This is a genomic window from Streptomyces montanus, assembly GCF_005786655.1.
Lineage (GTDB): Bacteria > Actinomycetota > Actinomycetes > Streptomycetales > Streptomycetaceae > Streptomyces > Streptomyces sporangiiformans.
On the sequence record NZ_VBZC01000078.1, the window covers coordinates 1 to 19,786 of the forward strand.

Consider the following 19,786-nt stretch of genomic DNA (forward strand, 5'->3'; position numbering starts at 1 on the left):
GCACCCGCGCCCGGGCCGCCGGGGCCGGGCCCGGCCAGCACGGTCGCCGCGTGGTGGGCGCCCCCGGGCGGCGTACCACCCGGAGGATTCGGAGCACCCGGAGGCTGAGGCGCGCCGGGGGCACCGGGCGCACCGGGCGCACCGGGAGGCTGCGGTGCACCAGGTGCACCAGGCGCGCCCGGAGGCTTGGGACCACCGGAGCTGCCGCCGAGCTGACTCGGATCGGCCAGCACCGTCGCGGCGTGGTGGACACCACCGGAGGGCGTACCACCCGGAGGGTTCGGAGCACCCGGAGCACCCGGAGGCTGAGGCGCACCCGGAGGCTGAGGCGCACCCGGAGGCTTGGGACCACCGGGGCCCTCCGGACCCTCCGGACCAAGCTGCGAGACAAGCTGGGTGGGCACGTACCCACCCGCCGGGGTACCCGGCGCACCGGGCCCGGACGGCGGAGGCGTACCACCCGGCCGCGCGCCCGGCGTCCCGGGCGCACCCGGCGGAGGCGGCGTACTCGCCCCACTGGCACGCGCCCGACGCGGCGGCGACTGCGCCTTGCTGGTCGCGGCGTCGGCGATGTCACCGGCGTTGGGCGGCAGCGGTCGCTCCGGCGCACTCGAACCGGCAGGCGGCTGCGGGGCGTTGGGACCGGCGGGCGGCGGCGTACCGGGCGCGCTCGGCGGCGTGTTCGGCGGCGTGTTCGGGGCCGCACCGGGTCCCTGCGGGTAACCGTACGAAGACCCCGGCGGCGGGGTGCCCTGCGGGTACCCGTACGAAGCACCCGGCGGAGGCGGAGTACCGGCCGCACCCGGGCCCTGGGGAGCGCCCGGCGGTGGCGTCGGGCCCGGTGTCGCGCCCGAACCCTGCTCGTTGTCGACCGCCGGGGCCACCGCCGTACGCGGAAGCCGGCTGCCGCCCGACATCAGGGCGGTCTTGGCGTCCGGCGCCGCGGGCGGCGGCGTACCGCCGTCGTCGGGGTCGCTCACCGGCGGCGAGAACACCGTCGCGGGCAACGGCACGGAACGGTCCTCACCCGGCTCGGCGTTGGTGTCCGTCCCGGCCCACGGAGTGGCGGCGGAGGGCGCGCCCGGCCCAGCGGCGGAGCCGGACTCGGCCCCTCCCCCGGCGGCAGGCCACGACGTGGCACCTCCGGGGGCGGCGGGCGCACCGGGCGCCGGCGGAACAGCCCCGCCGCCGGCAACCCCATTGGCGGAAGCCCCGTTACCGGAGGCGGCCGCGGCCGGCCGAGCCCCCGCCCCGTCGGACGAACCCGGAGACGAAGCCGGCGAGGAACCCTGGGACGAACCCTGGGCCGAGCCCGGAGACGAACCCGCCCGCTGGTCCGGAATCCCCATCCTGTCCGCCGCCTCCTGCAGCCACTCCGGGGGAGTCAGCAGGAACGACGTCTGGTTCAGATCGACCCGCGCCGGAGGCGCCGGCGCCGGTTCGGGTGCCGCGTCCGGCACCCCGTACTCCTCCTCGTACCGGCGAATCACCTCACCGACCGGCAGCGACGGCCACAACGTGGCCTCCCCGCTGTCGCGCGCGATGACAAGCCGCTGCTCGCCCCCGTCGGACCGAGGACCATCGGCGCGATCCTCCGCCCAGACCACGAACCCGAGCTCGAACTCCCGCACCCGCACCTCACGATGCTGATACGAGGCCACATCACCGTTGATCCACTCTTCCGCGCGCTCCTGCGCCTGCGCGAAGGTCACCATCGGACGTTCACTCCCCCACCGAAGAGACGGCCACGGCATGCGCGAAGCCGCCGTCCACCATCAGGTTCGCCACGGTCTCCAGCTCCGGCGGATTACCCGCGAGCCGACCCAGGAACTGGTCGAAGTCGTCACCGCAGGGCAGCAACAGCCGCTGCACGCGCTCGGCCGGCGGCCACGCGTCCTGGTCACGGGCATCGTCGTACGCGCAGAACCAGACCGACCCGATCCGCTCGCCCTTCACCTTCACCGCGAGCAGGCCACCCTGTACGAAACCAACTCCCAAGTAGTCCTTGGTGAGGTGATCGCGCAGACACTTGTTGACATACACGAGGTCATTGACGGCGGCCTCGTCCCGCACCGTGAAGAACGGCTGGTCGACGAGCAGTCCGAGCTCCGCGTCGAGCGCCGCGCCCACCGGCGCGCACCCGCCCGCCGCCTTCAGGAACGACCGATAGGTACCCGGAAGCCGGTACCCGAGGTCCTCCTCGGCCCCCAGCACCTGCTGCTCGGTCACCGCCACCGACGACTTCGGCAACCCGAAATGCGCGGGCCGCGTCTCCTGCAACGGCCGCGTGCCCCGCTTGTTCTGGTCCACGGCCGCCGTCGCCAGCCCGCCGTGATGCCGCAGCAGCGCCTTCACCTCGACCGGCACCAGCTCCAACCGCCGCGTACCCGGCACGTGATGCCACGTCCAGCCGTGCGGCGTCGCCACCGGCGGAATCGTGTCCCACAGGTCATGTCCCGAAGCCGCCATCGCCGCGTTCGCCGACACATAGTCCGTCAGCCGCAACTCATCGACACCGAAACCCTCGGGCGGCTCGGCGATCTCCGCGGCGGCACGCGCGTACGCCGAGAAGTCGGGGTAGCCGTACTCGTCGATCCGTACACCTCTGGGGTGACGGGCGGCCCGGACCGGGTCCGGAAAATGCACGACCTGCCCGGCGTAGGCCGCGTTCGGCGGCGCGGCTTGCTGCCCGAGCCGACCTGTCGTCATGGCGGTTGCCCCCTGCGGCGTTCTGATGTTCCACGGATATCGACAGCCTATGTCGTTGGACGACACCGGTCACCGGGCGTCCGGTTCCGTACCGGCCACCGGGCCTCCGGTTCCGTGACCAGCCGTCACCCTGCCGTGACGGTGAGACGAAGACCGCGCGTGTCGCACCGCCTCAGCTTCCACACCGGCCCCGGAGTTTGGCACTCTGTCCCCGCCCGGGGGCAGGACAACAGCCGCTACCGTCGCGGGGGAAGGGGAGGGAGCACGACCATGAACGTCACACAGACAGGCACGTCCGGTGACCCCCGGGTGGGCTGGAGCAGCACCGAAAGACGCCACGCACCCGTCCTCCTCCACCGCCGCGACGGCATACTCCCCACCGTCGCCGCCGCCCTCTCCGTACGCGGCGCCACCCTCACCGGAACTGCCGGGCGCGGCGACCAGGCGCCCGCCCTCCACCCCCTCGTACGGGACTTCCTCGACACCCTCACCAGCGGCCAACGCGACCGGTTCACCGGCCGGTGCGCCGAAGCGATCCTGATCTCACGGCACATCAGCGCGGCCGACGCCGCCCGCACCAAGCGGGCCGCACGCAAACCCATGACGAACGGCGAAGCACGCAAGTCCCTCAAGAACGCGAAACTCACCGCCCGCCGCATCCGCGAGGACGGCGACCCGCTGCACGGCAGCTTCGCCGCACCATGCCGCTCCTGCACCGCGCTCAGCGCCCACTTCGGCGTACGCATCGTCGACCCGACGACAGCGGAGACGTGAGTCTTCCCACACCCGCGTACGAACGAGGACACACCTCACCCCACACCGCTCGACGAACGAAGGGCCGATGCACGCCGACCGCGCCTCCTCCTCCACCTCCACGAGCCGCTTCCCCGCGCCCGTGGACACGGCACTGCGCACCGCCGGATGGCAGCCGGGCCGCTGGGACATAAAGCAGGCCGAGATCTGGGCCGACGCCCTCCGCAGCCACGAATCCCCCGCCGGCCACCGGCACGCCGTGTTCCCCGCGGCGGTCGAAGCCTGGGCGGAGTTCGGCGGCCTGCACATCCAACCGCCCGGTCCCGGCCGCCAGATCGCCCCCTCCCCCGTCCACCTCGACCCCCTGCACGGCCTCCACATGGCCCGCACCCTCGCCGACCTCGGCCGCGCCCTCGACACCGAGGTCTGCCCCCTCGGCGAAGAATCCGAAAGCCGCGCGCTGCTCGCCATCGACGCCGAAGGCCGCGTCTACACCCTCGACCACACCGGCGACTGGTACCTCGGCCCCGACATCGACCAGGCCCTGACGGGCCTCATCTCGGGCACAGAGCCGGAACGCCTGACGACGGGCTGATCAGCCGTCAGCCCTAGCCATCAGCCGTCAGCCCTCAGCTCAACCGTCAGCCCTCAGCCATCAGCGGGGATCACGGCCGACACCCGGAACCCACCCGCGTCCGTGGGCCCCGAAACGAACACACCCCCCAGAGCGGAAACCCGCTCCTTCATCCCGACCAGGCCATTCCCCCCACTCGGCAGACGCGCGTCCGACGCCGCCTCCGGCTCCGGCGGCGGCTCGTTCTCCACCTGCATCGCGATCTCCGACGAACGATGCGCCAGCCGCACATGCGTCTTCGCACCCGCCGCGTGCTTGTGGACGTTCGTCAACGCCTCCTGCACGACGCGATACGTGGTCTGCTCGACCTCCGGGGCGTACGCGCGGGCATCACCGTCGACCGAGAGATCCACCGCCATCCCGGCGGCGGCGGACTGCCCGAGGAGCTCGTCCAGATCCGCGAGACAAGGCCCCTCGCCCCCCTCGTCGCCGACAGCCCGGGACGCCGCGGCAGCCGCGGCCGCAGCAGCCCCCACCGCCGCCAACGGCACCGACTGCATCGACTGCACCCGGGGCGCCGAACCCTCCCCCGTACGCAGCACCCCCAGCATCTCCCGCAGCTCCGTCAATGCCTGCCGGCCCATGTCCCCCACAAGCGCCGCGTTCCTGGCAGCCTTCTCCGGATCCTTCCGCGCCACCGCCTGCAACGCCGCCGCATGCACGACCATCAGGCTCACCCGGTGGGCGACCACGTCATGCATCTCACGCGCGATCCGCGTCCGCTCCTCGTTCCGCGCCCACTCCGCGCGCTCCTCCGCCCGCTCGGCCAGCAGCTGCAACTCCCGCTCCAGCGAATCGGCCCGCTCACGCAAGCTCTCCATCAGACGGCGCCGCGCACCCACGTACAACCCGAGCAGAACCGGCGGCGCCGTCATGCCCAGCGAAGTCGTCAGCGACAGGAACGGCACCGCCCACTCACCGAAGGCCACATCACCGCGCACCACGCCCTGATGCGCCCGCACATACGTGACGATCAGCACCCCGAGCATCGACATCGCCGCCAGCGCCCCGGTGATCCGCCGCGGCAACTCCGACGCGGCCAGCGTGTAGAGCCCGACGAGCCCCATCAGGTAGCCCATCTCGGCAGGCGTGATCGCGATCGAGACGAGCACGACCGTGATCGGCCACTTCCGGCGCAGCAGCAGGACGGCCCCCGCGAACAGCCCGAAAACCACCCCCGCCGGAACCGGCAGCCCCGCGTCCCGCGCGAACGGAACCCCCTCGATCGCACACTCGACGGCGGACACCAACGCGAGCCCTCCATCGAGCACCGCGCTACGCCACCTCGCCCACCACCACGGCCCCTTCAGGGCCACGGTGTGGTCTTCCCCCGTCGTGGTCATGCCTCCAGCCTACGGGCGCACGCCACCCCTTTTCCGGCAAGTTCGGGGCACTGGGCCACACCACACCCCGCAATCGAACAGAAGCGAAACGATCCGATATCCCTCGAACTGCTGAATCGCTCACCGTTTCGATCCGGACGCCCCCATTCCCACCTGACGGTATGCCCATGGCACACGCACACAGCAAGTACGCCGACTTCGAGGGGCTGCGGGAGCAGGCAATCGCCTTGCGGCGCGAGGGCTGCAGCCTTCGGCAGATCCGGGACGCGCTTCAGGTCCACAACAAGGAGATCCTCCAACGCCTCGTCGAGGGCGAGCCCCCAGCCGAGTGGACGAAGCGCCCCCGGGCGAAGGACGACCTCCGCGAGCGGGCCAGGGAGCTACGCGAGCAGGGCTGGACGTACAACGAGATTCAAGCCGAGCTGGGCTGCTCCAAGAGCTCAGTCTCGCTGTGGGTACGAGATCTGCCGCATCCGGAACCCCGGTGCACACCGGAAGAGCAGCGAGCGCGGATGAACGCCGGGCTCGCACGACTGCGCGCTACGCAGGACCGCGAGCGCGCGGACGTCAAACAGGCTGCAGCGGCAGCCATCGGCGAGCTGTCGGAGCGCGAGTTGTTCATCGCCGGGGTCGCCCTCTACTGGGCCGAGGGCTCCAAGGACAAGCCGTATCGACGCACGGAGGCGCTGCAGTTCATCAACAGCGACCCGAATGTGATCAAGCTCTATCTGCGCTGGCTCGAGTCGCTGGGCGTGGAACGCGAACGCATGCGGTTCAGGGTCAGCATTCACGCGACTGCAGACGCAGCAGAAGCCGTGGCATTCTGGGCCGATCTGGTCGGGGTGGACGCTTCCACCTTCCAACCGACCACGCTCAAGCAGCACACCCCTCGAACAAACCGCAAGAACACGGCAGAGACCTATCGAGGCTGCTTGGTCATCTACGTCACCAAGAGCGCGGAGTTGTATCGTCGCATGGAAGGCGCCTGGTACGGCATAGTGTTGGGTGCCCACCCGGCGACCTAGCCAGATGTCCGGTTTGGTCGGATTTAATCCCCCGTGGTGTAATTGGCAGCACTGTGGCTTTTGGTGCCATCTGTCCGGGTTCGAGTCCTGGCGGGGGAGCCATGCTCGGTTCGGGGCCTGACCACCAAGTCAGGCCCCGCTCACATTTCCCCCGCACTACGCCCCGGTATCCTGCCCATGTCCACACCCCAAAGACATCGCAGTCATCCGAAGCCGAAGGGCAAAACCCGTGAGCGCCAACCGCCCGGCAGCCGTCGTCGTACTCGCAGCGGGTGAGGGCACCCGTATGAAGTCGGCCACACCGAAGGTCCTGCACGACATCTGTGGCCGTTCCCTTGTGGGCCATGTGCTCGCCGCCGCGCGTGAGTTGGACCCCGAGCAACTGGTCGTCGTCGTGGGGCACGCCCGCGAGAAGGTCACCGCGCACCTCGCCGGGATCGACCCGGGCGTACGGACAGCGGTGCAGGCCGAGCAGAACGGCACCGGGCACGCGGTGCGGATGGGGCTGGAGCAGCTGGGTGGTGCCGTCGACGGCACCGTGGTCGTGGTCTGCGGGGACACTCCCCTGCTCAGTGGCGAAACGCTCCGTCATCTCGCCGCCACGCACAGCGCGGACGGCAACGCCGTGACCGTGCTGACCGCCGAGGTGCCGGACGCGACCGGCTACGGCCGCATTGTCCGCGACGGAGTCTCCGGTGCGGTGACGGCGATCGTCGAGCACAAGGACGCCACCGAGTCGCAGCGCGCCATCCGGGAGATCAACTCGGGTGTCTTCGCCTTCGACGGGCAGCTCCTCGCCGATGCGCTCGGCAAGGTGCGGACGGACAACAGTCAGGGTGAGGAGTACCTGACGGATGTGCTCGGGATTCTTCGCGGGGCCGGTCACCGTGTGGGCGCGTCCGTGGCCGGCGACCATCGTGAGATCGCCGGGATCAACAATCGCGTGCAGCTGTCGGAGGCCCGCCGCATCCTCAACGACCGCCTCCTCGAGCGGGCGATGCTCGCCGGGGTGACGGTCGTCGACCCGGCCACCACCTGGATCGATGTGACGGTCACGTTCGAGCAGGACGCGATCGTGCATCCGGGTACGCAGCTTCATGGGGCCACTCATCTGGGCGAGGGTGCGGAGGTCGGTCCGAACTCGCGTCTCACGGACACCCGGGTGGGCCCGGGGGCCCGGGTCGACAACACCGTCGCGTATGGCTCGGAGGTGGGGCCGCAGGCGTCGGTCGGGCCGTTCGCGTATCTGCGTCCGGGTACGCGGCTTGGGCTGAAGGCCAAGCTGGGTACGTATGTGGAGACGAAGAACGCGTCGATCGGTGAGGGCACGAAGGTGCCGCATCTGTCGTATGTGGGGGATGCGACGATCGGCGAGTACACGAACATCGGTGCCGCGAGCGTGTTCGTGAACTACGACGGTGAGGCGAAGCACCACACGACGGTGGGTTCACATTGCAAGACGGGTTCGGACAACATGTTTGTGGCACCCGTCACGGTCGGGGACGGCGCCTACACGGCGGCGGGCTCGGTCATCACGAAGGATGTGCCGCCCGGTTCGCTGGCTGTGGCCCGTGGTCAGCAGCGGAATATCGAGGGTTGGGTGGCGCGGAAGCGTCCGGGGAGCGCTGCGGCGAAGGCGGCGGAGGCGGCTTCTCGTGAGGCGGAGGGCGAAAGCTGACCGGAAACAGGCACGTCTGACTCGGCGTACCGTGATAACCGCACATTCACACACCCCTACCAGGACATGCAGCTCATCGTGATCGACGACGGTTGCGATCACTTGTCTGCGCCCAGCTGAGACACCTCTGAGGAGACAGTGCTGTGACCGGGATCAAGACGACCGGCGAGAAGAAGTTGATGTTCTTCTCCGGCCGCGCCCACCCCGAGCTTGCCAAGGCGGTGGCCCACGAGCTGGGTGTCGGGGTTGTCCCTACAAGGGCCTTCGACTTCGCGAACGGTGAGATCTATGTCCGTTACGAGGAGTCGGCGCGTGGTGCCGACTGCTTCCTGATCCAGAGCCACACGGCTCCGATCAACAAGTGGATCATGGAGCAATTGATCATGATCGATGCTCTGAAGCGGGCTTCCGCTCGGAGCATCACGGTGATTGTGCCGTTCTACGGTTACGCCCGTCAGGACAAGAAGCACCGTGGACGTGAACCGATTTCGGCGCGTCTGGTCGCGGACATGATGAAGTCGGCGGGTGCCGACCGGATCCTGACGGTGGACCTGCACACGGATCAGATCCAGGGTTTCTTCGACGGCCCGGTCGATCATCTCTTCGCGTTGCCGCTGCTGGCGGACTATGTGGGCGGGAAGGTGGATCGCACCCAGCTGACCGTGGTGTCGCCGGACGCGGGTCGGGTACGGGTCGCGGACCGCTGGTGTGACCGTCTGGGTGCGCCGCTGGCGATCGTGCACAAGCGCCGGGACAAGGACGTGGCGAATCAGGTCACGGTGCACGAGGTGGTCGGTGATGTGGAGGGCCGGGTCTGTGTCCTCGTCGATGACATGATCGACACGGGCGGCACGATCTGCGCGGCGGCGGAGGCGCTGTTCGCGCATGGTGCGGAGGACGTCATTGTGACGGCCACGCACGGTGTGCTGTCGGGTCCGGCGGCCGACCGGCTGAAGAACTCGAAGGTGAGCGAGTTCATTTTCACGGACACGCTGCCGACGCCGGGTGAGCTGGCGCTGGACAAGATCACGGTGCTGTCGATCGCCCCGACGATCGCGAGTGCGGTGCGTGAGGTGTTCGAGGACGGTTCGGTGACGAGCCTGTTCGACGAGTAGGAGGCCCACGTCAGAGGGCCCGGAAGATCGATTTCTGGTACGGCCTTCTCGCCGCGTAAGCTGTCACAGTTGCTCGGCGAGGGAGGCCGTACTTTTTTGGTACGGCGGTCCGTTATCGACGCGCTCTTCGTAGCAGGCCGATGTATGGCCGGGTGACCACCTTCCCCTAGTTACGAGGAGTGATTGAGCATGGCCGAGGTAAAGCTCGCCGCCGAGATCCGTACGGAGTTCGGCAAGGGTGCCGCGCGTCGTATTCGCCGTGAGAGCAAGGTTCCGGGCGTTCTGTACGGTCACGGTGACGCCCCGACCCACGTCACGCTGCCGGGTCACGATCTGCTGCTGGCGCTGCGTACCCCGAACGTTCTGCTGGCCCTGGAACTCGACGGCAAGAAGAAGCTGGCGATCCCGAAGGCTGTCCAGCGTGACGCCATCAAGGGTTTCCTGGAGCACGTCGACCTGCTGCTCGTCAGGAGCGGTGAGAAGGTCAACGTCGAGATCTACGTGCACACCGAGGGCGAGCTGGCTCCGGGCGGCAACCTGCTGGAGCACGTGCTGAACGCGCTGCCGGTCGAGGCCGAGGCCACGCACATCCCCGAGTCGGTCACCGTCTCCATCGAGGGCCTGGAGGCCGGCGCCTCCATCCTCGCCAAGGACATCCCGCTTCCGGACGGCACGACGCTGGACATCGACGGCGACGCCGTCGTTCTGCAGGTTCTGGCCGCGCAGGCGGAGGAGGCCGCGGGCGAGGCCGAGGAAGAGGCTGCCGAGGGCGCCGAGGTCTGATCCTCGCTGTCATCGTTTCGCCGGCCGCCGCTCCTGAGGAGCGGCGGCCGGCGTACATGAAGGAGACATGGACGTGACGACCGACGCGGGCGCTCCGTGGTTGATCGTGGGGCTCGGCAATCCGGGGCCGGGGTATGCGATGAACCGGCACAACGTGGGGTTCATGGTGGCCGACCTGCTCGCGGGGCGGATCGGTGGCGGGTTCAAGCGGGCGGGCAAGGCTCAGGCGCAGGTGGTGGAGGGCCGGATCGGTCCGCCGGGTCCGGGGAGCCGTCGGGTGATCCTGGCGAAGCCGATGTCGTACATGAATCTGTCGGGTGGTCCGGTGAACGCCTTGCGGGACTTCTACAAGGTGCCGGTCGCGAACATCGTCGCGGTGCATGACGAGTTGGACATCGACTACGGCGTGCTGCGGCTCAAGCTGGGCGGTGGCGACAACGGGCACAACGGGTTGAAGTCCATGACGAAGGTGATGGGTTCGGACTATCACCGCGTGCGGTTCGGAATCGGGCGCCCTCCGGGGCGTATGCAGGTGGCGGATTTCGTGCTGAAGGACTTCTCGTCGGCGGAGCGCAAGGAGCTCGACTACTTCGTGGACCGTGCGGCAGACGCGGTGGAGTGTCTGGTCATCGAGGGGTTGGAGCGGGCGCAGAGCACGTACAACTCCTGAGGCCGCCGAAAGGTCCGTACAACGCGGGACTTGTCCCCCAGAAATGGCCGTCGGAGTTGACCGGGTGCCGGGGCATGGCCAAGGATCGCCGCCATGTCTGCCCTCACCTCCCGTCGGAGCGCGGCCTCGGCGCTGCGGTTCGGGCGGCTCGCGGCGATGGGGACGGTCGCGGCGCTGATCCTGATCGCGGGCGTCTGGGCGTCGTGGGGTACCGCTCAGCATGTGATGCTCACGAAGGGCCGCGAGCGCGGCACGATGACGGTCCAGGCGTGCGCCGACGACCGTTGCACCGGCCCGTACACACCTGCGTCGGAGGGTTCCCGCGCGCGTGACCGGGTCACCATTCAGAGCACGGTCGTGGCGAAGAAGGGCCAGACGTACGCGGTGGTGGTGAAGCCGGGCAGCGACGACGTGGTGCGCACGGGTCCGGGCGGGGTGTTGTACGCGTGGGTTCCGCTCGGTGGCGCGCTGCTTCTCGCTTCGGTGGTGGTCGCGGGTGGACTGCGTCTGACGCGTCTGGCGTGGGTGCTCGGCGGGGCGGGGCTGGCGTTGCTGACGGCCGCGTTCGTGGCGCTCTGAGCGCTCGAACTTCTGTGTGTTCCCTGATCGTTATCAGGATCATTGTGACGAGAAGTCACACATGAGACAGGTGGGACGTCTTACCACTTGACCGGTTTTCGGCGCACCAGGAAGCTGAACCGCCCCCTCCACATCTTCCGTTCCACTGACGAAGATGGACTGCCCATGCGTACCCTCTTCCGCGCCGGCGCCCTCGCCGCCGCTGCGGCAGCCACACTGCTGACCGCCCCCGCCGCCCACGCCGCTCCGCAGGGCGACAACGGCACCGTGAAGATCCATGACGCCGTCACCGGCGAGGATCTCCGCAAGAACGAGCCGCATGTCTGCACCTTCTACCTCGACGCCTTCGGTTTCGACGGCGGCCAGCGGATCGCCTGGCACATCGAGGCCTGGGCTCCGACCGCCGACGTCAAGGGCGAGACCGTCACCTCGGGTTCGCTGACGCTCGACGCCGAGGGGCATGCCCGTACGAACGACATGTCGTTGCCGGACGGTCACTACAAGCTGTTCTGGAACTTCGACGGTGAGAAGGGCTCCGCGAAGCACAAGGTGTTCTGGACGGACTGCGAGGGCGGCCCCGGGGACTCCGACGACGAGGGCGGCGTCACTCCGTCTCCGTCCCCGTCCGCCTCCACCGCGGTGGCGGGCGGTGTCCTGGGAGAGTCCCCGTCCGCCTCCCCGGCGCCTTCCGCCCAGGGCGGCGACAGCGGCGACAACGACAAGAGCGGCGACCTCGCCGAGACCGGCAGCAGCGCCCCCGTCGGCATCCTCTCCGCCGTCGCGGCCGCGCTCGTCGCCGTCGGCGGCTACCTGCTCTTCCGCCGCCACAAGGTCGGCGGCCGGAGCTGAGCCCCGGCGTATGACGGTGCCCCCATGGCCGTGCGGCCATGGGGGCACCGTGCTGTGTGGATCTTCAGCCCGTGTTGCGCAGGCCGGCGGCGACACCGTTGACGGTGAGGAGCAGGGCGCGGGAGAGCAGCGGGTCGGGTTCGGCACCCGCCGCGGCGTCGTCGCGCTGCCGCTTGAGCAGGGCGACCTGGAGGTAGGAGATCGGGTCGAGGTAAGCGTCCCGGATGGTGAAGGTCTGCTTCAGCACCGGCTGGGCGTCGAGGAGTTCCTGTCCGCCGGTGATCCGCAGGACCTCGCGGACGGTGAGCTCGTGTTCGGCTTCGATGGTGGCGAAGACGTGCTTGAGCTCGCTCGGGACGAGGGTGTCGACGTAGTGGCGGGCGATGCGCAGGTCCGTCTTGGCCAGCGTCATTTCGACGTTGGAGACGAAGTTGCGGAAGAAGTGCCACTGCTCGTGCATCTCTTCCAGCACGCTGTCCAGCCCGGCTTCGCGCAGTGCCTTCAGTCCGGAGCCGACGCCGAACCAGCCGGGCACGATCTGTCGCGACTGGGTCCAGCCGAACACCCAGGGGATGGCGCGGAGTCCGTCGAGGCCGGCGCCGGAGTCGGGGCGCCGGGAGGGCCGGGAGCCGAGGTGGAGTTCGGCGAGCTGGTCGACGGGGGTGGAGGCGAAGAAGTACGCGGGGAGGTCGGGGTCCTCGACCAGGCGCCGGTAGGCGTCGTGGGCGGCGTCGGAGACGACGTCCATGGCCGCGTCCCAGCGGGCGAGCGCTTCGTCGGACTGGCGGGGGGCGGTGTGCAGGGCGGAGGCCTGCAGCGTGGCGGCGACGGTGAGTTCGAGGTTCTCGCGGGCGAGTGAGGGGACGAGGTACTTGTCGGAGATGACCTCGCCCTGCTCGGTCACCTTGATCTCGCCTTCCAGGGTGCCCCAGGGCTGGGCGAGGATCGCGTCGTGCGAGGGGCCGCCGCCGCGGCCGACGGTGCCGCCGCGGCCGTGGAAGAGGCGCAGGCGTACGCCGTAGCGGTGGGCCACGTCACGCAGGCGCCGCTGGGCGCGGTGGATCTCCCACTGGCTGGTGGTGATGCCGCCGAACTTCGAGGAGTCGGAGTAGCCGAGCATGACCTCCTGGACGTCGCCGCGCAGCGCGACGAGTCGCCGGTAGGAGGGGTCGGCGAGCATGTCGTCGAGGATGACGTCCGCGGCGCGCAGTTCGTCGGTCGTCTCCAGGAGGGGCACGATGCCGATCTTCGCCCAGCCGGCGTGGAGGTCGATCAGTCCGGCCTCGCGGGCGAGGACGGCGGCGGCGAACACGTCGTCCGCGCCCTGGCACATCGAGATGATGTAGGACTCGATCACCTCGGGTCCGAACACCTGGAGGGCCCGCTTGACGGTCTCGAACACGCCGAGGGTCTTGTGTCCGGCCGCGTCCAGTGGGGCGGGGGTGGGTCCCAGGGGCCGGCGGGAACGGAGTTCCTTGGCGAGCAGCTTGTGCCGGTACTCGCGGGGCATGTCCTCGTAGCGCCAGGACTCTTCGCCGAGGCGGTCGAAGAGCTGACCGAGGGCGTGGTGGTGGGCGTCGGCGTGTTCGCGTACGTCCATGGTGGCCAGTTGGAGGCCGAAGGCGGCGAGGGTGCGGATGGTGCGGTTCATGCGGCCGTCGGCGAAGAGCGCGCCGCGGTGTTCGCGCAGGGAGGTCTGGATGAGGGTGAGGTCGCGGAGGAGTTCCGCGGTGCCGAGGTAGTCGCGGTTTTCCTCGTGGGGGATGCCCTTGGCGAGGCGCTGCTTGGTGTTCTCCAGCTTCTGCCGGATGCAGGTGGCCTTGAGGCGGTAGGGCTCTTCGGCGTTGAGGCGCTTGTAGCGGGGGCTGATCTCCGGCAGCGCTTCGAGGTCGGTTTGGAGGGAGGCGAGGAGTTCGTCGGTGGCGCCGGTGTAGCGGATGGAGTTGGAGAGGAAGCCGCGCAGTTCGTCGACGAGTTCCAGGGCGTCGTTGATGCCGTGCTCGTGCTGGAGGATCAGGACGTCCCAGGTGACCTGCGGGGTGACGTTCGGGTTGCCGTCGCGGTCGCCGCCGATCCAGGTGCCGAAGGTGAGGGGGCGGGTGTCATCGGGGAGCTGGACGCCGACGCGTTCCAGTTCGGCGGTGAGGTCTTCGAGGACGTCGCCGACGGCGCCCGCGTGGAGTTCGTCGAGGTAGTAGATCGCGTTGCGGGCCTCGTCGGCGGGTTCGGGGCGGACGACTCGCAGTTCGTCCGTCTGCCAGACAAGGTCGATGTTCTCGGCCAGACGGGTGTCGTAGCGGCGCCGGTCGGCCTCGATGACGGGGGTCTCCAGCAGTGCGGCGATCCGCCTCAGCTTGTTGAGGACGGAACGGCGGGCGGCTTCCGTCGGGTGGGCGGTGAAAACTGGGCGGACATTGAGGTTGCGCACGGTGGCGCGCAGATGTTCGGCGTCGGCGTCCTTGAGCCGGTCCGCGGTGCGGGCGAGGAGTCCGCCTTCGGCGGCTCGCTTGGCTCGCAGTTCACGGCCGCGGTGCACCTGTTCGGTGACGTTCGCCAGGTGGAAGTACGTGGAGAAGGCGCGGACGAGCTTGGCGGCGGTCTCCAGTTCCGTGCCGCGCAGCAGTTCGGCGGCGGCCTCGCCGTCCTCTCGGGTGAGGCGGCGGACTCGCTCGACCAGTTCGAGGAGCTCGGGGCCCTCTTGGCGTACGAGGGTCTCGCCCAGCAGGTCGCCCAGGCGGCGGATGTCGGCGCGCAGCTCACTGCTGGTTGTGGTGGTCTGGTCGTCGGCACTGCTCACAGGTGCGGCTCCTTGCAGTGTTGAAGCTCGTCTGGCGGGGAACCCGTCGGTCCTGCGCGGCGTGCGCCGCTTAGGGCGAGGGCTTCCGGGAAGAAAAACAGAGCGGACCGCGCTGTCCGACCGTCTCCAAGGATAGGTCTCGATGCGGACGCGCAGACTTTCGGGCTCTTGCCGCCGGGCCGCGCGCTGCCATACTTACGATGCCGTAGGTTACGGAACCGTAGGCACCGTATCCGGCCACTCTCTCCATACTCGATCCCACAGGGGACGCCCATGACCACGAGTTCCGATGTGATCGACGACGCCCCGAAGGCGGCCAACGACACCCCACTCCCCTCCGCCACACTGGGCGGTGAGCAGAAGCGTTCGATCGAGCAGATCACTCTCCTGCTCTTCATCACCGTCCCGTTTCTGGCGCTGCTCGCGGCGGTTCCGCTGGCCTGGGGCTGGGGTGTGAGCTGGCTGGATCTTGGCCTGCTGGTCTTCTTCTACTACCTCGGCTGCCATGGCATCACGATCGGATTCCACCGCTACTTCACGCATGGTTCGTTCAAGGCCAAACGGCCCTTGCGGATCGCGCTGGCGATCGCGGGCTCGATGGCGGTGGAAGGTCCTCTGGTCCGCTGGGTGGCCGATCACCGCAAGCACCACAAGTTCTCCGACGCGGAGGGCGACCCGCACTCCCCGTGGCGTTTCGGCGAGACGGTTCCGGCCCTGATGAAGGGCCTGTGGTGGGCGCACATCGCATGGATGTTCGACGAGGAGCAGACGCCGCAGGAGAAGTACGCGCCGGATCTGATCAAGGACGGGGCGATCCGCGCGATCTCGCGGCAGTTCGTCCTGTGGACCGTGCTGTCGCTGGCGCTGCCGCCGCTGATCGGCGGTCTGGTGACGATGTCCTGGTGGGGGGCCTTCACGGGCTTCTTCTGGGGCTCACTCGTTCGAGTGGCGTTGTTGCATCACGTCACGTGGTCCATCAACTCGATCTGCCACGCGGTGGGCAAGCGGCCGTTCAAGTCGCGTGACCGTTCGGGGAACGTGTGGTGGCTGGCCGTGCTCTCCTGCGGTGAGTCCTGGCACAACCTGCACCACGCCGATCCGACGTCGGCCCGCCACGGTGTGGAGCGCGGTCAGCTGGACTCGTCGGCGCGGATCATCCGCTGGTTCGAGCGGCTCGGCTGGGCGTACGACGTGCGCTGGCCGTCACGCTCGCGTATCGATTCCCGCCGGAACCAGGACGGGAAGGGCGCCCGACGCAAGAAGGTGACCGTTGACGCGGCATGATTGACGGCGTGGCGACCGACTCCAGCACACCCAGCAACGAGAAGCCGCGGCGTGCGCGCCGGACCCGGATGACGGGGGCGGAGCGACGCCAGCAGCTGCTGGAGATCGGCCGCACGCTGTTCGCCGCCAAGGGGTTCGAGGGCACGTCGGTGGAGGAGATCGCGGCGAAGGCCGGCGTCTCCAAGCCGGTGGTGTACGAGCACTTCGGCGGCAAGGAGGGCCTGTACGCGGTGGTCGTGGACCGTGAGATGCGGCGTCTGCTGGACATGGTGACCAGCTCGCTGACGGCCGGCCACCCCCGCGAGCTGTGCGAGCAGGCGGCGTTCGCCCTCCTCGACTACATCGAGGAGTACACGGACGGGTTCCGCATCCTGGTCCGCGACTCCCCCATCCCCCAGTCCACGGGTTCTTTCGCCTCGCTGATCTCGGACATCGCCACGCAGGTCGAGGACATCCTGGGCCGTGAGTTCAAGAGCCGCGGCTTCGACCCGAAGCTGGCGCCGCTGTACGCCCAGGCCCTGGTGGGCATGGTCGCCCTGACCGGCCAGTGGTGGCTCGACGTACGCCGCCCCAAGAAGGCCGAGGTAGCCGCCCACCTGGTGAACCTGGCCTGGCACGGCCTCGACGGCCTGGAAGCGAAGCCCCGCCTGATAGGCCACCGCAAGAGCTGACCCCTCCAGGGGCGCGCGGCTGCGACATGCACGGCTCCGCCACACAACGAGCCCGCACGCCCCCAACCCGGCGGCGCGGGGAACTGCGCGACCAGCCACAACCAACCCGCACAACCCCACCCGCCGCACGACCCCGCCCCACCGCACGCCCCCGGCACCACACCGGTCAAGCCGAGCGCAGCGGAGCCGTCTCCAGCAGTGCCCGTGCCATCCCGTTCGCGGACGCGGCCGTTTCCTCCGCGATGCGCCGGAACGTCTCCTGGGCCTGGCGGGCCGGCCACTCTTCGGGCAGATGCTGGACCGGCAGTCTCGGGTCCGTACGAATGATGCGCAGCCATTCGCCGACCAGCCGCAGCCGGGTCGCGACAGGGTCGCGGGAGCCGGCGTCCGGGCCGGTGCTCCAGCGTTTGTCGAAGGCGACGTAGCGGGCGGCCAGGCTTTCCAGGTCCCAGCTCTCGCGGATCATCTCGCCGATGTCGGTGGCCTCGTCGGCCCGGGCGTGGAAGACCTTGACGTGGGCATCGAGGCCGAGTTCGGAGACGACGCCGCGAACGTCGGCACGGCCCGGGGCGATCCACAGCCCGCTGTAGAGGGCGCCGAAGCCGGACCAGGTGAGCCGGGAGCGCAGGTCGTGGCGCTGGCGCTGCCAGGACTCGGGGAGGGAGAAGCCGAGCAGGGTCCAGGTGCCGTCCCAGTTCTCGTTGACCGCGCCGTCGCGCCAGATGCGCTGTCCGCCGTCCTCAAGGATCCGCGCCGCCTGCGGGGTGAGCCCGAAGAACATCTTGCGGCCCTCGCGCTGGCGCCGCAGCAGGCCCCGGTTGACCATGCGGGTCAACGTGGAGCGTACGGCCTGCTCCCCCGTCCCGACGCGGCCGAGTACGTCGATGATGCTGCCGGAGTAGACGCACAGGTCGCCCTCGTCGAGGACGTGGTTGCCGAAGAAGGCGAGCACGAGCGACTGGGGGCGCAATTGCGGGGCGTCGGCGATGACGGCGGCATCAGGGGTGTCCGTCGTGTCCAGGTCGTCGTCCTCCACAGCGGTAAGCGTACGGCCGCCCCCTCAGGGAGGAGCGGGCGGCCGTACGCGCTGGTCAGCGACCGTCGGCGGGATGCGCCAGGTCGTACGGGCGGGGGTAGGGCGCGGGCCGGTAGGGGATGTAGCGGGCCGGGGTCGTGGGGTCCGCCCCGGCGGCCGTTGCGTTGAGCGACGCGGGATCCGTGCCCTGCCAATGCCCGCTGGTGAGGCGCTTTTCCAGAGTGTGCAGGGCGGCCATCTGCTCGGCCGGGCTGAAGGTGCAGTGGCCGGCGTTGTCGACGTACGCCTGCCGGAGCCTCGAGGACGAGCCCGCGGCGGCGGTGGCCCTGCGGTAGGCGCTCTCGGTCTGTACGGGGACGAGGGCGTCGCCGGTGGTGTGGATGTCCAGCTGGGGTTTGCGCAGCCGGCCGGTGAACGCGCTGGTGCGGCTCATCCAGTCGACGGCTGCGGGGTCGGCACTGATGCGCGGGGCCCGGTTCAGGGCGCGCAGGTCGTTCTTCAGGGACAGGCCGGCATCGCGGTAGAGCTCGGTGACCTCCTTGAAGACGGGGGAACGGCGGAGCATCTTCGTGTAGTCGACGCCGGTGTTCCAGGACATGTTGCCGCCCGCCCGGCTCTCGGCCTCCTGGCGCCAGGAGAACGCGGGCAGGGCCAGCAGCCCCTGGAGGGCCTGGTACTGGTTGGCCTGCTGGGCGTTCCAGTCGTCCGGTGCCGGCTTCGGCTGTGAGGTGGCGTTCCAGCCGGGGATGTTGTGGAGCGCGGCCGCGAGGGCGATGCGGGCACGGCCCTCGGGTGTGGCCTGGGCGCCGGCGACGGCCGTGCTCAGGGTGCCGGCCGCGGCGGCCGCCGAGGCCTGGTCGGGAAAGCCCACCACATCGACGGAGGAGCCCGGCGCGAGCAGGGTCTTGAGGGCGAAGACGGGGTCGAGGGTGTTGTTCCAGTTGGCGACGCCGCCGTGGACGAGCCCGCAGCCGGAGAGCGAACCGTCGATCCGCTCCGGGTGCCGTTCGGCGATCGCGGTGGTGACCAGACCGCCGTACGACATGCCCCAGGCGATGGTGCGCCGTGCCGGGCCCACGCGCTCGGTGAACACATCGAGCGTGGCGAGCTGGTCGGGCACGGCGTCCGCCACGGCCCACCCGTTGGTGGCGTAGGAGGAGCCGATGAGCGCGTAGCCCTTCTCGAGGAGGAGGGCTTTCGTGGCGTCGTCAGGGGCGTTCTGGGCGGCGAGGGGCGTGCCGGCGGGCCGGTAGCCGTGGCTGAAGAGCACGACGGTGCCGTTCCAGTCGACGGGCTTGTCCATCACGTACACGGCCCCCGAGGGGAGGCGTCCCTCGACGTGTTCGGCGGGCGCGGCGGCGTATGCGGGCGCCACGGGGGCGGCGATGGAGGCGGCGGACGCGGCGAGCAGGAGGGCGGCCGAGGCGGCGGTACCGCGCGACAGCCGCGACGACCGCGACAGCCGCGGTAACCGCGTCCACCGCGGTAATAACGTGCGGGCGCGGGTGCGGGATGGGGACGTCATGAGGTCAACGGCTCCTTGGGGGCGGAGGAGTGGGGGGCGGTGGCTCCGGACTCGGCACCGGCCTCAGCACGGGCGCCGGCTTCGGTGAGGGAGTCGCGGTGGGTCTCGCGTACGAACCAGACGGTCAGTGCGGTGATGAGGGAGCCCCCGCACACCAGCAGGGCGACGGGGGTGCCGCTTCCGCTTCCGGCCACCAGGCTTCCGGCGATCATCGGGGAGAAGCCGGCGCCGACGAGGGTGGCGCCCTGGTAGCCGAGGGAGGCGCCGGTGTAGCGGACGCGGGTGCCGAACATCTCGGTGAGCAGGGCGCCCAGCGGGCCGTACATCGTGGACTG

16 protein-coding genes, 1 tRNA gene and 2 pseudogenes are annotated in these 19,786 nt (G+C 69.7%); 12 read left to right on the forward strand and 7 right to left on the reverse strand.

What is annotated here, in order from left to right; all coding sequences use genetic code 11:
* Both FE633_RS41505 and FE633_RS41510 read right to left on the reverse strand, forming a co-directional pair.
* Window positions 1-1,715 (reverse strand): annotated as a pseudogene (locus FE633_RS41505) (SUKH-4 family immunity protein); the annotation flags it as partial.
* Between the two features lie 7 nt (window positions 1,716-1,722).
* Window positions 1,723-2,709: an SMI1/KNR4 family protein gene (locus FE633_RS41510; RefSeq protein ID WP_138050344.1), complete on the reverse strand. Its 987-nt coding sequence runs from the start codon at window positions 2,707-2,709 to the stop codon at window positions 1,723-1,725.
* A gap of 270 nt (window positions 2,710-2,979) precedes the next feature.
* On the opposite strand from FE633_RS41510, the gene FE633_RS41515 reads away from it, so the two are divergent.
* Together FE633_RS41515 and FE633_RS41520 are read left to right on the forward strand one after the other, a co-directional pair.
* The gene (locus tag FE633_RS41515; protein WP_138050345.1) at window positions 2,980-3,483 is read left to right on the forward strand and encodes a YwqJ-related putative deaminase; all 504 of its coding nucleotides are present in this window, start codon (window positions 2,980-2,982) and stop codon (window positions 3,481-3,483) included.
* Window positions 3,484-3,550: 67 nt separating this feature from the next.
* Window positions 3,551-4,057: an SUKH-3 domain-containing protein gene (locus tag FE633_RS41520; protein ID WP_138050346.1), complete on the forward strand. Its 507-nt coding sequence runs from the start codon at window positions 3,551-3,553 to the stop codon at window positions 4,055-4,057.
* Window positions 4,058-4,110: 53 nt separating this feature from the next.
* On the opposite strand, the gene FE633_RS41525 is transcribed toward FE633_RS41520, so the two are convergent.
* On the reverse strand, window positions 4,111-5,439 hold the full coding sequence (locus tag FE633_RS41525; RefSeq protein ID WP_138050347.1) for a sensor histidine kinase: 1,329 nt from the start codon (window positions 5,437-5,439) through the stop codon (window positions 4,111-4,113).
* Window positions 5,440-5,606: 167 nt separating this feature from the next.
* On the opposite strand from FE633_RS41525, the gene FE633_RS41530 reads away from it, so the two are divergent.
* The 8 genes from FE633_RS41530 (at window position 5,607) to FE633_RS41565 (ending at window position 12,138) form a co-directional block, all read left to right on the forward strand.
* Window positions 5,607-6,464 (forward strand): hypothetical protein, encoded by an 858-nt coding sequence (locus FE633_RS41530; RefSeq protein WP_138050348.1) that lies wholly within the window; start codon window positions 5,607-5,609, stop codon window positions 6,462-6,464.
* Between the two features lie 27 nt (window positions 6,465-6,491).
* A tRNA-Gln gene (locus FE633_RS41535) sits at window positions 6,492-6,566 on the forward strand.
* A gap of 127 nt (window positions 6,567-6,693) precedes the next feature.
* Window positions 6,694-8,142: a bifunctional UDP-N-acetylglucosamine diphosphorylase/glucosamine-1-phosphate N-acetyltransferase GlmU gene (gene glmU / locus FE633_RS41540; protein ID WP_138050349.1), complete on the forward strand. Its 1,449-nt coding sequence runs from the start codon at window positions 6,694-6,696 to the stop codon at window positions 8,140-8,142.
* 143 nt (window positions 8,143-8,285) lie between these two features.
* Window positions 8,286-9,257: a ribose-phosphate diphosphokinase gene (locus FE633_RS41545; RefSeq protein ID WP_138050350.1), complete on the forward strand. Its 972-nt coding sequence runs from the start codon at window positions 8,286-8,288 to the stop codon at window positions 9,255-9,257.
* A 189-nt stretch (window positions 9,258-9,446) separates the two neighbouring features.
* Window positions 9,447-10,040, forward strand: coding sequence for a 50S ribosomal protein L25/general stress protein Ctc (locus tag FE633_RS41550; protein WP_138050351.1), 594 nt, complete (start codon window positions 9,447-9,449; stop codon window positions 10,038-10,040).
* Between the two features lie 67 nt (window positions 10,041-10,107).
* The gene (gene pth / locus FE633_RS41555) at window positions 10,108-10,710 is read left to right on the forward strand and encodes an aminoacyl-tRNA hydrolase (RefSeq protein ID WP_138050352.1); all 603 of its coding nucleotides are present in this window, start codon (window positions 10,108-10,110) and stop codon (window positions 10,708-10,710) included.
* A 93-nt stretch (window positions 10,711-10,803) separates the two neighbouring features.
* Entirely contained in the window at window positions 10,804-11,289 is a 486-nt protein-coding gene (locus FE633_RS41560) for a hypothetical protein (protein WP_138050353.1), read from the forward strand.
* A gap of 165 nt (window positions 11,290-11,454) precedes the next feature.
* Window positions 11,455-12,138, forward strand: a complete 684-nt coding sequence (locus FE633_RS41565) for an LPXTG cell wall anchor domain-containing protein (protein WP_138050354.1) — start codon at window positions 11,455-11,457, stop codon at window positions 12,136-12,138.
* Window positions 12,139-12,202: 64 nt separating this feature from the next.
* Here FE633_RS41565 and ppc read toward each other — a convergent pair whose 3' ends face one another.
* Window positions 12,203-14,935 (reverse strand): phosphoenolpyruvate carboxylase, encoded by a 2,733-nt coding sequence (gene ppc, locus FE633_RS41570; RefSeq protein WP_138050355.1) that lies wholly within the window; start codon window positions 14,933-14,935, stop codon window positions 12,203-12,205.
* 273 nt (window positions 14,936-15,208) lie between these two features.
* Here ppc and FE633_RS41575 point away from each other — a divergent pair, with 273 nt between their 5' ends.
* Together FE633_RS41575 and FE633_RS41580 are read left to right on the forward strand one after the other, a co-directional pair.
* On the forward strand, window positions 15,209-16,219 hold the full coding sequence (locus FE633_RS41575) for an acyl-CoA desaturase (RefSeq protein WP_138050356.1): 1,011 nt from the start codon (window positions 15,209-15,211) through the stop codon (window positions 16,217-16,219).
* Window positions 16,216-16,890 carry a TetR/AcrR family transcriptional regulator gene (locus tag FE633_RS41580; protein ID WP_138050357.1) on the forward strand — a complete coding sequence of 225 codons (675 nt, stop codon included), beginning with the start codon at window positions 16,216-16,218 and terminating at the stop codon, window positions 16,888-16,890. Before FE633_RS41575 ends, FE633_RS41580 begins: the two co-directional genes overlap by 4 nt.
* A 166-nt stretch (window positions 16,891-17,056) precedes the next feature.
* Here the strand turns inward: FE633_RS41580 and FE633_RS41585 are convergent, their stop codons facing one another.
* From FE633_RS41585 to FE633_RS48960, 3 genes and pseudogenes are all read right to left on the reverse strand, one after another.
* Entirely contained in the window at window positions 17,057-17,926 is an 870-nt protein-coding gene (locus tag FE633_RS41585; protein WP_425473304.1) for a PaaX family transcriptional regulator, read from the reverse strand.
* A gap of 55 nt (window positions 17,927-17,981) precedes the next feature.
* Window positions 17,982-19,451, reverse strand: coding sequence for an alpha/beta hydrolase family protein (locus tag FE633_RS41590; RefSeq protein WP_246114072.1), 1,470 nt, complete (start codon window positions 19,449-19,451; stop codon window positions 17,982-17,984).
* Window positions 19,448-19,786 (reverse strand): annotated as a pseudogene (locus FE633_RS48960) (hypothetical protein); the annotation flags it as partial. The pseudogene FE633_RS48960 and the gene FE633_RS41590, both read right to left, overlap by 4 nt.